Source organism: Spirulina sp. 06S082, assembly GCF_034932145.1.
Classification (GTDB): Bacteria; Cyanobacteriota; Cyanobacteriia; order Cyanobacteriales; family Spirulinaceae; genus CCY15215.
On record NZ_JAYGHV010000311.1, the window covers coordinates 1 to 12036 of the forward strand.

A 12036-nucleotide genomic window follows, 5' to 3' on the forward strand; every position below is an offset into this window, starting at 1 on the left:
TTTGTATGCCTTGAACATTATCGCTTGGATAGCTTGCTGATAAGATTATAACTGATTTTGAGGTCGTTCCCACAGGGTTCCCGGAGGGAGTAGGGACGGGTGAGGTTTCTCTTGGTGCGCGTTCCTTGGCTGTTCGCGTAGCGTCTCCAAAGGAGCGGTGCAACCTCGTGCCGAGGTTGCACCGCTCCTCAGCTTATCCAATTGACCTTTGGAGGTCGCTCTCATCCCCTCTTCAATCGAAGATTTGAAGAGGGGAATTCCCGCTCCCATTGTTAAAATCAATACTCACCGCAATTCCTAAAACCCAAAACATACATTTGAACTAAGAAAAAACAAAAATGCCTATTTTTTGAGGAAGCGGAAAAATAAGCTGTCATTTTAGATTGAATTGACTACAATGGCCTGCAGTTCAACGCGATCGCGAACAATTGAGCAAAGTCATAATGTAACAAAATCAAAACATGATGAAAGAAATTAAATGAAAGCGAACCCATTTTTTTGTAAGAGAGGTTACAATCGGAAGGGTCTTCGAGGTTTGGGTGTAAATAGCCCCAACTGAGGAAGACTTCCCCGATGGAAAAATCAAAAATAATGGTGTGAGTTATCAAGATTGACAGACTAAATCGGGGAAAGATATAGATTAGTCCCAAACGGGGTATAGGGCATCTTACCAAGTGCCTAAAAATTTAACACTTGATGTTCTGGTCTTGAACTGAAGGAGCAAGAGGAAAACGGCATGACCCAGGCGAACTACAATCTCGCAACAATTACCCAACCTCAGACAGAGTTGGAGCTTTTGATTGACGGAGATACCGTACAATCATCAAAAGATGATGCACCGGTAATCGAAAAAGCACAGAAAGCACAGAAAACAACTACTAAAAAAAGCGCGGCTTCCCGACGCAGGGAACAGAGCAAGAAGAAACCCTACACTGAGGATTCAATCCGCGTTTACCTGCAAGAAATCGGTCGTATTCGACTGCTACGGGCAGAAGAAGAGATTGAACTCGCTCGTAAAATTGCCGAGTTGTTGGAGTTTGAGCGAGTTCGCGACGATCTGGTTGAAAATGGAGAACGAGAACCCAACGATCGCGAATGGGCTCAAGCAATGGGCATTGACTATCCGAAGTTCCGCCGTCGTTTATTTGAAGGCAGGCGAGCTAAAGATAAAATGGTTCAGTCCAACCTACGCTTAGTGGTTTCTATTGCTAAGAAATACATGAATCGAGGACTATCCTTTCAGGACTTGATTCAAGAGGGATCCCTGGGTTTAATTCGTGCTGCCGAAAAGTTCGATCACTCAAAAGGATATAAGTTTTCCACCTACGCCACTTGGTGGATTCGTCAAGCCATTACTCGGGCGATCGCGGATCAATCTCGGACTATTCGCCTTCCAGTTCATCTCTACGAAACCATTTCTCGCATCAAGAAGACCACCAAAATTCTCTCTCAAGAAATGGGACGCAAACCCACGGAAGAAGAAATCGCAACTCGCATGGAAATGACCATCGAAAAACTGCGCTTTATTGCTAAATCCGCACAACTTCCCATCTCATTAGAAACCCCCATCGGGAAAGAAGAAGATTCTCGATTGGGGGATTTTATTGAAGCAGATGGGGAAACCCCAGAAGATCAAGTTTCCAAAAGTCTCCTGCGAGAAGACTTGGAAAATGTCCTCGATACCCTCTCTCCCCGAGAGCGAGATGTATTGCGCTTGCGTTACGGTTTGGATGACGGACGCATGAAAACCCTAGAGGAAATCGGTCAGATTTTCAATGTAACCCGAGAGCGAATTCGCCAAATTGAGGCGAAAGCATTGCGGAAATTGCGCCATCCCAATCGCAATAGTATTCTCAAAGAATATATTCGCTAATTTATCTTCTCAAATATTGACTGTAGGGACGTTAAATTTAACGTCCCTACAGGTTTTCACAATCTTCTGTATTACAGAAAAACACTAATGCGGTATTACCGTAAGTTTTTTGGCGTACTGGTTTTAAGAAGGCGATCGCCTCGGGAGTCCAAAATTTAGGATTGTATTCCACAGCCATTTCCCCAGACTCGGCTAAAAGTTTCTTCTGGGCAATTATCTCTAAGACGGGATGATAAAGTTCGCTTTGATAAGGCGGATCGAAATAAATGCGATCGAATTGTTGTCCATCCAAACGCTTTAAAGTTCGTCGCACATCTCCTCGGACTATCTGAAATTGTGACCCTTGAAATTCTGGGGATGGTTGCGTCATCTGCTGCCAATTCTCTCGTATAATCCCGCAAGCACGTCCCATCAATTCCAGTCCCACCACCCGCGACGCACCGCGACAGAGTGCCTCCGCCCCCATTGCCCCATTGCCCGCACAGATATCCAACCAGCGACAGCCAGAAATCTGATCTTGCCACATCTGAAATAATGCCTCGCGCACTCGAGAGGGAGTCGGGCGAATATTACGACCAGGCATCGTTTTTAAGGGACGATTTCCATAAATTCTCATTTTCTTTTCCAGATTCTACCGATAATTTGCGAAGGAGGAAGGGAGGCTGACTCGTAAAATTACAAAGAAAATGTTAACAATCTTACCCTCAATGCTAAGATAACCCTTCAGGATCACAGTTACTGCGGGGTGCGTTTGCATTTGTCTCGATCCGCACAGTGTAAATTCTCTCCCTACTTTTGCGTTGCTTATGTTGTCTTTACTATCTGCACTGACCCTCGCCCAAGTTCCCCAAACTGCCATCGATGCTTTTCATCGTCCTGCCCGAGAAACGATCGTACAACCGCAGGAAATTAGGGTTTTACCAGGAAAATTAGACGAGATTCCAGTTTTCAATAGTAATAGTCCAGAAGTTCTCTACTCAGCCGGAATTCTGTTATCGACATTTCCTCCCCAAGGAATGTTTGCTCCTAGCGCCCATCTCAATTTACCCCTACGAGGGCGATTTGATATCTTCAGTCATCATATCGCTCGGGGGCGAACTGAGGAGGATTGGTTGCCAAAATACCACGGTCTTCTCGTTCGCAATCCGAATAATTATCCTGTGGTGATGAATATTTTGCAGGGGGTAAGCTATGTGACTAACCCCGATGCGCCGTTTATTGATTTACCTCCCGTTGTGGAAAATCGCGGTGGGATGGTATTTTCTGGTCCGGGATCGCGTTTAGCTGGGGATGTTTTACGCGGTGTTAATGACAATGAGTTTCCCGATCGCCTGATTCTCGAGCCTGGGGAAAGCAAAATGTTGTTTAATTTGCCGATTCAGTTGGGCAATGCGCGATCGACTTTGTTAAAGGTGGAAACAAGCGGAAATGTGTATATGGCCAGTTTAGCTATGCCTGCGATCCAACAAGGGAACCAACGCGCCCATCGTCCCCCAACTTTGGAAGAATGGGAAAATTTATTGACCCAGGGTTATTTGGCGTTTCCCCGCGATCGCCCGCCAACTCCGATCGGAGAAACGAGACGAGAGGTCATTTATGGTCGCGTGGCAGGAGTGGCGCGAGGTTCTCAATGGCAGACTAAAATTGTTGATGAGGGTGGCTCTTATTTAAGCATTCCCAACCCAGGAGAAGCCTTTTCTTATCCGATTAGTACGGTTAACGCGGGAACATTAGGAACGGGACAAATTCAAAGTGCGCCGATGTTAGTTCGCTATCCTGATACGGCGTATTTAGCACATGGGAATTATGGGGTTCATTATCAATTTACTCTACCGTTAAGAAACAATGGCGATCGCCGCAAAACGGTAACTTTAACTTTACAAACTCCTCTCAAAAGCGATCGTGAAGTGGAAGAATTGGCGTTTTTGGAACCCCCAGGCGATCGCGTTTTTTTCCGAGGCAGTGTACAGGTACGCTATAAGGATGAACTTGGTTTATTACGGGAGCAGTTTTTCCATTTAGTCCAGCGTCAAGGGGAACAAGGGAAACCTCTAATCACTCTCAATTTAAAACCTGGAATGACGCGGGAAGTTACTGTTGATTTTCTCTATCCTCCCGATGCAACTCCCCCACAAGTTTTAACGGTCAGTACGGAAGATAATACTTTGCGGGTTAATAAGGGATCGGAGGAGAAAATTGAGATTAATTTTGAATAAAAATCGCGCAATCTGAAGTATTGCGTTAAATTGGGTGCATCTCAAATTTGTAAATCTGTAATAATGCAGAACTAAAACTATAGTTTGGCGCGAATTTCTTCAACCCGCTTGCGATTCGCACCTAAGTCCGATTTTCCTAAACGAGAGGCAGAACGAACATGAATAACTTTTGCATTAGAATCGAGGTAGAACTCGACATCATCCACGAATCCCATTAATTTGCTCTTGAATTCTGCATACAGATAATTGTCAGTTTCTTTGATAATTTTTGTTAATTCCATGCCTTCGATAACTTTGCGTAATTGTGCGATAGAAGTCATCGGTAAAGGGGCAATCTTTTCTTGAGATTTAGTGCTTTGAGATGAGACACAATTGGGAGTCCCAGGACAAGGCGCTAATTTGCCATCTTTTACCCCTAAATTGCTGGGTCGTTTTCCTGAAAACATAATTTTTATCTCGATAATTTTTTAACTACAATAATTTTGACCCTCCCCGCTCTAAAGAGACAGGGATTCGGAAGTAGCCCAATAATGGACTCTTAAAGGCATAGTCAAAGTGCCGCTATACGCTCAAATATGCTGACCATAGCCACATACATTGCGTTTACTTTTGGGTTTTATGCTTTCAAACGTCTATCACTCAGCCAGTTTGGTACGCTCCTCGTTCTGCCATTGCTCGCAGTGGTGTAGTCATACTGTCGTTAGAATGATCTAACCGTTGTTTCTTACTTACCGGGATTTCTCCGTACTAGAACGATTCGTCACGTAGACTTGGGTTTTACTCGCTATGGGATATTGTCCTATTTTTCTAGCTTCTTGTCAATCCAAAATTGCCTAGCACGTAGGGCTATAATCGAACTATTTTTGATTGTCCCAAACGGTTTCTAGATAGTCGATCGCTGCTTCTATTTTATTGGGATAATGTTCGGCAAACTCAGAAAACCAGAGTCCCTCACCAGAATAAGGATCTAACTGTTTTAACCACTCTTCTGCTTTATGTTTTAAGGCTTTGCGTCGTTGTTGTCTTGCCCATTCTCGTTCTCGTTTTTCCCGCAATTCTTGTTGCTGTCTGTGTAAGGTATCCTCAATATCTTCTTTGTGAAACTCATTTTTTAGATTCGCTAAAAGATCGTCTGTTTTAGGATCGTTACGATGTCGAGAAGGGGGGGATTTTTCAGCTTGTTTTTGTTGAAAATCTGCTTTTAAATTCGACAAAAAGCGATCGGTACTCCCAGAAACTTGCGGTTGGTGCGATCGCCTCTCTTCTTGCTTATTTTTAAAACCTCCCCGCACTTCCGATAGCATTTCTTCAATTTGAGTGCGATCGCCTGTCGATCTGGACGGTGTTTTCTCGGCAAATTCCTCGGTTACATTTGCCAGTAAATCATCGATCGCGCTAGGTTCGCGTTTTTGTGGTTGTTTCTCCTCATTATTGCCAAATTCAGCCTGCATTTGAGCCAATAGATCGTCTGTAGAGGATTGTTTGCTTTGCTGGGACATGGGGGGAATTGCATTCGTTTTACTTCTATTTTGAAACTTTGCTTCCATTTCTGCCAACATCGCCTCAATTTCTCCCGCTTCTTCCTGGCGATCGCGGGATTCAATCTGCTTTTCTTTCTGCTTCCCTTTAAAATCCGACTGCATTTGAGCCAGTAAATCATCCACCGAATCCATTTTTCCCATTTCCTCCTGTTGCCTATTCCCTATTCCCTATTCCCTATTCCCTCAATCTAACACGGCATTAATCAGCACTTCCGTTAGAGTCATGGTTTCCATGCGATCGAGAGTAATAGTATCAACAATATCGAACATTGCTCCAGCTTGGAGTAAATCATCATCCAGCCATTGGAAAAAATCCATTACTTCGCGATCGCTTCCCACCTGAATAAAAGAAATGCCTAACTCTTCATCCTTCTCAATTTGACTCGACGCATTAATAATAACTCGCACGACCGCTTCGCGATCGCGAAACGATCCATCTGTCACAATCAAAAATGTTTCCCCATTGGGTTGCGCGATCCCTTGGGCTTTGCGGGTAAAATAGTTGTGTAGGGCATCTTCCAAAGCCCCTGAAAGTCCCGTGCGACCCGAGGGGTGAGTGTCCTGAAAAATCTGGTGAACGCGATCGGCCGTAATATTATCGTAACGCCGAAACCGACCCGAAAAAATATAAACCGTAATCCCATCGGGGTCAAACTCTTCGCATTTCTGCGCCAAAGCAAGGGTTGATTCCTGCATAATTTGCCAGCGACTTTTCCCATCTGGGCGATCGCATTGCAACATACTGGCACTTTTATCGATAATCAAAGTATAGTCGCGAGCTTCTAGCATCGAAATTCCTCATTTGAGTCACCGAGACGCGATCGCGCCTCAGTGATAAGTACATAAATCTCAAGCAGCCGCCAGAATATCTCGCAGGGGAGAATAGCGAAAATACCGCTCTCCTCCTAGCTCTAGCACAACTTTAATTCTCGGTTCTTCCTTGGGTAAATTGATAAAATATTCAATTTCTTGCCGCGAAAGCACCATTGCTTCGATAATCCAAAGCACCAACCCTTTAGAAGTCGGAGGCAGGGTTGCCAGTTGAGTCATCGCGATGGGGGGAACATAATAAATGGGTCCCACCATAGCATCTTGCCCGATGTTTTTCTTGCCTAAGTGAGGAGGGCGCACGCCATGAACTCCAGTTAAATAGGCGGCAACATCCCCTAAACCTCTAGCAGTAATGTGTAGGGTAGTATAACCATTCGTTCGCAAGCGTCGTTGATAGCGCCCTTCAAAACCCCCCTCGAGAGGAGCGTAAACCCCTAATGCCCCGGTTTCTTCCAAAGCACGGATAAATTTTTTGCCAGTGGTCAGCAGTGCCATGTACGTTAAACTCGTAAAGATCCTCAAGAAAATTATAAGGCAACAGGCAACAGCCACGGGAGGGTTTCCGTATTAAATTCTAATCAACGCTAGTCTAACATTACCCACAGCGATCCTAAAGCTGAATATGGGGCGCTTGCTGTTGCGATCGCGGCTTCTTTTTTATTTATTGTTTCGGGAATCTTAGGGATCGAGTAAAAATATCCCCCATTCCTTTCTTTTTGCCACAGGAAGGAGTAAAGATTTTTATGCCCTAGAAAGTCATGTTTGATAATAGCACAAAAAAACTAATTGCTGTTTAGTAAATTTAAGTAACAAAAATCTAAAATCAATCTAATTTTACTGGGAGCGGCAACAATAACTTCACTATTATATGGGTCTGTCTGCAAATCCGAAAAGCGATCGCTAATTTAATCCATGACTGACCCCATTTATACTGCCATCACTTTTTCTCCCGTGCAAGGATTTATCGAAAAATCCCGCAAACTTCGGGATTTATATGGGAGTTCCTTTCTATTATCGTATTTGGCCGATGGGCTTTGTAAAGCCGCAGAAGTTTCAGAATATGGATGTTCGGTAATTTCTCCGGCTCAAATTAACGTCATTCTCGGTACGCCTAATCAAATTATTATTAAGGGTAAATTTCCCGAAGCTGTAGCGAAAAAAGCCTTTCTTGATGCTTGGAAAGTTGTGACAAAGGCGTGTTATACCTGGTTGCAGGAGCAGTGTGGAGATTGGACGCGATCGCACTTGCAACAGTGGGTACAATGGGGAATTCTTCGAGACAGCAAAAAGTTAGATAATGAGAATTTTTCTCCTTGGTTTAGAGAGTGGCAAAAATGGGAAAAATATGCTTGGGAATTTTTCTATGCGACGGGCAAAACAATTACGGAAGCACGAGAAAATCTCAATGAAGTTAAACGCGCCCGAGATTGGACGGGAGTGAATTGGATTGGGGAAAGTTCTACACTGTCTGGTGCTGATGGCGTTGCTCATCCGGGGATGAATTTATGGACGGGAAAGCGATGTTTTAAAAGTGTTTCACAAGATTGGAATGAAAAAGTCAAGCGAGAGGAAACGAAGAATTTTTATAAATATTTGTGTCGAAAATTAGGAGAACCTTTGGTTCAAATTGAAATCAAGAAAGCTAAAGAAGATGAGGAAGTAGTAAAATTTTTGCGCGATCGCTATGGGAATGATATTCTGGAAATGCCGCAAATCTGGGTTAAAAACATCCGAATTATTTTACACCTTCTTAGTGGAATTCACACTAAACTTGGTATTTTATTTCTGTTTGATTATGGAGAATGGCAAAACTGGGCGATTGAGCTTGGTAGCCCCATTATTACTCCCAAAGAAGAACTCAATATTCCCGAACTCATTAAACGCTTGATTACGCTGGAAGAAATCGTGCGGGAGGTCAATAAAACGGAGGAAATGCCAAAAAATCCCCATAAACCGATAAAAGCTAAAATTAAACTACGCGAACTTCCTGAATCTTTTAGTGATTTAAACCGCATTTCTAAACTGGATGAAAGTAAAGGCTGGACGGGTTGGTTTCAAGGGGATGGAGATAAAGCGGGAGACTATTTGAAAAATATGAAAGAACGCGGAATTGATGAAGAGAGTGGATTGAAAGATTTTAGCAAACAAATGCGGGAATGGGGAGAATACACTTTAAAAGAACAGTTTGATAATGAACCCGGACGCATTATTTATGCGGGAGGAGATGATTTTTTAGGAGTTTTTTATGATAACGAAAAAGAATTATCTCCTCAGAAATGCTTGCAGTGGTTTTATCGTTTTCCGATAGATATTTGGCCGAAGCCCGAAGAGACGAAAGTTACGGAAAATTCATCAGATATTCTCTTTATCAGTGCTAGTGTTGGTTTTGTTTGGGCGGCTGCGGGAGTACCCCAAAGGGATGTGCTGCAACATTGCAAAGAAGCAGAGAAAGCTGCGAAAAATGGGGGGCGCGATCGCATTGCTTTGCGAATACTCTTTAATGGTGGTAATCATTTGGAATGGGTCTGTACTTGGCGCTTTTTAGAGCAGATTTTGACGGGGTACCGCGATCGCGATAATAAACAAAATTGGGGGCATATTTACAGCGATATTGCTGCTTTAGAATCTCGTCATGCTTTTAGCGATCGGAGTTTTTCGATCGCTAAAAGTATCTTTGATTTATATTTCTCTAACGATAAAGATGTTCTCGATCCGAACAATTGGTGGAATGTAGATCAAGAAACATGGTGGAAAACCAAAGACAGAGCCGGAATTTTAGGTCAGCGAGAAAACTTTAAGACCGAAATGGAAGTTTATGCGGCTCTCAATGACTGGGTAATTAATTTAGCAAAGGTAGGTTTTCATCTATGCAAGTAACTGAAACTCAAAACAAAAATTTAGCACAATCATCGCGTCCTGCTTTTCAATATCTCGTCATTATTGAACCTTTAGGATTATTATATGGCAGTGCGGGACCCTTTCTTTCTCCTGAGAACTTGGTGGGGCGATCGGGTCAGAAATTCCCCCCCGCAGCGACGGCATTATCGGGGATTTGTGCTGCCGCATTACCCAAAGCAGAGAATGGGAAATGGTCGAAGGAATTTGAGCATTTACAATTGGCGGGACCGTTTTGGGGGTGGGACAAAAATCCTCAAAATTTCTATGTTCCTACGCCGTTTAATTGTTTAGTAGAAGATGGAAAAATTAAATATCAATTAAAATGGCGATCGCCTGAAAAAACAGCCAGTGAGAAAGAAACTCATCCTAAACGATGGTTAGTAGATGAAGACCAACTCCCCGATGAGAAAAAAGACGAAAATACTCCTGTTGGGAAATTTACCAAAGGGAGTTGGTTGGCTATTGATTCTTGGCCAGATTTGAATGCGGGAAAAATGCCTCCCGTAGAAACAATTCCTCCTTGGAAATTTATGCCCCATTTACATCCTCGTTTAAAAGAAGGAGAAAGAATCGTAGACCAAGACAGCGATCGCGGCAGTTTATTCCTAGAAAATGCAGTGCAGTTAGATTCTAATGCTTGTTTAGTGTATCTCTGCAATGCAAAAATCGAGGATGGGTGCTATCGCTTTGGAGGAGAGGGACATTTAGTTGAGTTGCGTTGCGAAGAAATTGGCGAAACAGTGCGCGGGTTACTGGATGCACCTATTGAGAACAGTTTTGCCCTCATTACCCCCGGAATTTGGGGATCGAATGACTATTCTTATCGCGCACCGCGACAAAACAAGCAGGGAGAATTATTGTGGGGAAATGGCGCAGTAGAGGCGCTTTTAACGGAACGACCTACTCCCCTTCGTCACCGTCGAGGCAGTCGTGCTGTGGGCGATAATCACCCCTCTGCACGCCTTTCTCGGGGTCGCTATGCTGTGCCTCCAGGTAGCGTTTACGTGCTGGAGAAACCTTTAAATCTCCCTTGGCAAAACTGGCCGGATGAGTGGTTTCCCAAGGAAGGAACGACCTTTAAACGCTGGGGAAGCGCTCTTTCGCTACCGCTATCTGTCACTGGTGAATAACTAACAACTCATTACCCATTATTAAGACAAACAATGTACAAAAAAGGTTACGGCATTATTGAAACTTTAGCACCTCTCCATGTAGGTGCTTCGGCGGGGGAAGAAACGGGTAATTTAAACTTGATTTTCCGCGACCAATTTACCCGCACGGGGATTATTCCTGGAAGTTCCCTCAGAGGTCGTTTTCGGGCAGATTCGCGCCAGATGAAGGGGGATTATGAAGGTTGGTATGGACGGGATTCTCAAGGGAAAAATAAGCCAAAATCGGAGGATTCTGATGAGGAAAAAACGGAAGATAAGCCAAAGTCAGAGGATTCTGATGAGGAGAAAACGACTGATTCCGATCGCGCCAATAAGACAACAGAAGGCTTGGTTAAGTTTGAGTATGCGTCGTTACTTTGGTTGCCGATCTTTTGTCCAGGTCAACCGATCGTTCGGGTTACTTCTCCTGCTTTGTTAAAACGCTATTATCGCTTAAATCGAACGCTACCAGAACCAAATTTTGAACCCTATACTTATTGTCCGTGCGATCGCGCCCGAGTTCCTCATAATAAGCAACTCTTTTTCAATCTTGGCTTTTTACCTTTGAAAAAGCAAGAGGACACATTAAAAGACTATTTGCCGGAAATAGTAGAAGATCGTGAAGATTATTTGCTGGTTGTAGTTAAGGATAAGGAAATCGGCACAATTCACGACATGGGATTATATCGTCAGAGTCGAGTCGCATTGAAAGACGATGAGAAAATTAATGACGGTAAGGGATTTTTCAATGTAGAAGCATTCCCAGAAAATACAGTTTTTATATTTCCCCTTGCGATTAAACCAAAGACAGAAATGCCCGATCCTTGGATTGATTTTCTCGGTGAATTTAATGGCAATGCAGAGGATAAGGATATGAAAGAATTGTATTTTGGTGGCTTAGAATCTGTGGGTTTTGGACGCACGAAAGTCATGTTGCAAAAATCCTCTCAATCTGTAGTTTCTGTTCCTTCAGAAGTTTTGAACATAAAACCGTTAAGCGATTCTTGGCAACCTTACGATCTGGATCATTATGCTCAAGAATTGGCGAACCGATATCGAGGTAAAAAAGTTCTCGGTGAGTCTCATAAAATGCGGATGACGGTTGCTTATGGGTTGGAACGTTTTTGGGGCGAACCTTTTCGTTTAGATGGGCAAAAGGAAAAGGATAAAGCAGACTATTGGCGAGCAGTTTGGAGTGAAACTGCTCAGATTTTAGCATCGGCGGGGATTACTTTACCCGATCGCCAAATACCTCCTGATAATACCCAAGAAATTCAAAAAATTGCCAAGGAAATTTGGGAAGGGACGGAGGAAGAAAAGAAGAATAAAACGCGAGAGGATATTCTCGGCGATCGCAAGGTGGCGTTAATGGTTTTAACCCAGTTTTGCGATTGTTTGGTTTGGTGGACTCAGCGTTATAAATGAGAGGAACGATCCCCCTAAATCCCCCTTAATAAGGGGGACTTCCGGACTCTCCCCCCTTTATTAAGGGGGGCTGGGGGGGATCCAAATTCGAGTTAAATCAT

General features: G+C 43.6%; 10 protein-coding genes. 5 read left to right on the forward strand and 5 right to left on the reverse strand.

Going from position 1 to position 12036, the window contains the following annotated elements:
* Positions 1 to 736 precede the first annotated feature (736 nt).
* Entirely contained in the window at positions 737 to 1873 is a 1137-nt protein-coding gene (rpoD, locus tag VB714_RS19665; RefSeq protein ID WP_323226370.1) for an RNA polymerase sigma factor RpoD, read from the forward strand.
* Positions 1874 to 1919: 46 nt separating this feature from the next.
* Here rpoD and rsmD read toward each other — a convergent pair whose 3' ends face one another.
* Positions 1920 to 2489, reverse strand: a complete 570-nt coding sequence (gene rsmD, locus VB714_RS19670) for a 16S rRNA (guanine(966)-N(2))-methyltransferase RsmD (protein ID WP_323226371.1) — start codon at positions 2487 to 2489, stop codon at positions 1920 to 1922.
* Between the two features lie 190 nt (positions 2490 to 2679).
* Here rsmD and VB714_RS19675 point away from each other — a divergent pair, with 190 nt between their 5' ends.
* Positions 2680 to 4089, forward strand: coding sequence for a DUF3370 domain-containing protein (locus tag VB714_RS19675; protein WP_323226372.1), 1410 nt, complete (start codon positions 2680 to 2682; stop codon positions 4087 to 4089).
* A gap of 77 nt (positions 4090 to 4166) precedes the next feature.
* Here the strand turns inward: VB714_RS19675 and VB714_RS19680 are convergent, their stop codons facing one another.
* The 4 genes from VB714_RS19680 to VB714_RS19695 form a co-directional block, all read right to left on the reverse strand.
* Positions 4167 to 4535: a DUF1499 domain-containing protein gene (locus VB714_RS19680; protein ID WP_323226373.1), complete on the reverse strand. Its 369-nt coding sequence runs from the start codon at positions 4533 to 4535 to the stop codon at positions 4167 to 4169.
* Between the two features lie 411 nt (positions 4536 to 4946).
* Positions 4947 to 5762: a salt stress protein, Slr1339 family gene (locus VB714_RS19685; RefSeq protein ID WP_323226374.1), complete on the reverse strand. Its 816-nt coding sequence runs from the start codon at positions 5760 to 5762 to the stop codon at positions 4947 to 4949.
* 51 nt (positions 5763 to 5813) lie between these two features.
* Complete coding sequence (locus VB714_RS19690) at positions 5814 to 6419, reverse strand: hypothetical protein (RefSeq protein WP_323226375.1); 606 nt, start codon at positions 6417 to 6419, stop codon at positions 5814 to 5816.
* A 60-nt stretch (positions 6420 to 6479) separates the two neighbouring features.
* Positions 6480 to 6956 carry an NAD(P)H-quinone oxidoreductase subunit N gene (locus VB714_RS19695; RefSeq protein WP_323226376.1) on the reverse strand — a complete coding sequence of 159 codons (477 nt, stop codon included), beginning with the start codon at positions 6954 to 6956 and terminating at the stop codon, positions 6480 to 6482.
* Positions 6957 to 7373: 417 nt separating this feature from the next.
* Here VB714_RS19695 and VB714_RS19700 point away from each other — a divergent pair, with 417 nt between their 5' ends.
* From VB714_RS19700 to VB714_RS19710, 3 genes are read left to right on the forward strand one after another with little or no spacing between them, the layout of a single operon-like run.
* On the forward strand, positions 7374 to 9338 hold the full coding sequence (locus VB714_RS19700) for a Cas10/Cmr2 second palm domain-containing protein (RefSeq protein WP_323226377.1): 1965 nt from the start codon (positions 7374 to 7376) through the stop codon (positions 9336 to 9338).
* The gene (locus VB714_RS19705; RefSeq protein WP_323226378.1) at positions 9329 to 10489 is read left to right on the forward strand and encodes a type III-B CRISPR module-associated Cmr3 family protein; all 1161 of its coding nucleotides are present in this window, start codon (positions 9329 to 9331) and stop codon (positions 10487 to 10489) included. The genes VB714_RS19700 and VB714_RS19705 overlap by 10 nt, the downstream gene beginning before the upstream one ends.
* Positions 10490 to 10522: 33 nt before the next feature.
* A complete protein-coding gene (locus VB714_RS19710) occupies positions 10523 to 11935 on the forward strand; it encodes an RAMP superfamily CRISPR-associated protein (RefSeq protein ID WP_323226379.1) in 1413 nt (470 codons plus the stop codon).
* The last annotated feature ends 101 nt before the right edge of the window (positions 11936 to 12036 follow it).

What these genes read in the sequence shown, in the direction of transcription:
- rpoD (WP_323226370.1), top strand. Translation starts at nt 737, where the DNA reads ATGACCCAGGCGAACTACAATCTCGCAACAATTACCCAACCTCAGACA.
- rsmD (WP_323226371.1), bottom strand. Translation starts at nt 2,489, where the DNA reads ATGAGAATTTATGGAAATCGTCCCTTAAAAACGATGCCTGGTCGTAAT.
- VB714_RS19675 (WP_323226372.1), top strand. Translation starts at nt 2,680, where the DNA reads ATGTTGTCTTTACTATCTGCACTGACCCTCGCCCAAGTTCCCCAAACT.
- VB714_RS19680 (WP_323226373.1), bottom strand. Translation starts at nt 4,535, where the DNA reads ATGTTTTCAGGAAAACGACCCAGCAATTTAGGGGTAAAAGATGGCAAA.
- VB714_RS19685 (WP_323226374.1), bottom strand. Translation starts at nt 5,762, where the DNA reads ATGGATTCGGTGGATGATTTACTGGCTCAAATGCAGTCGGATTTTAAA.
- VB714_RS19690 (WP_323226375.1), bottom strand. Translation starts at nt 6,419, where the DNA reads ATGCTAGAAGCTCGCGACTATACTTTGATTATCGATAAAAGTGCCAGT.
- VB714_RS19695 (WP_323226376.1), bottom strand. Translation starts at nt 6,956, where the DNA reads ATGGCACTGCTGACCACTGGCAAAAAATTTATCCGTGCTTTGGAAGAA.
- VB714_RS19700 (WP_323226377.1), top strand. Translation starts at nt 7,374, where the DNA reads ATGACTGACCCCATTTATACTGCCATCACTTTTTCTCCCGTGCAAGGA.
- VB714_RS19705 (WP_323226378.1), top strand. Translation starts at nt 9,329, where the DNA reads ATGCAAGTAACTGAAACTCAAAACAAAAATTTAGCACAATCATCGCGT.
- VB714_RS19710 (WP_323226379.1), top strand. Translation starts at nt 10,523, where the DNA reads ATGTACAAAAAAGGTTACGGCATTATTGAAACTTTAGCACCTCTCCAT.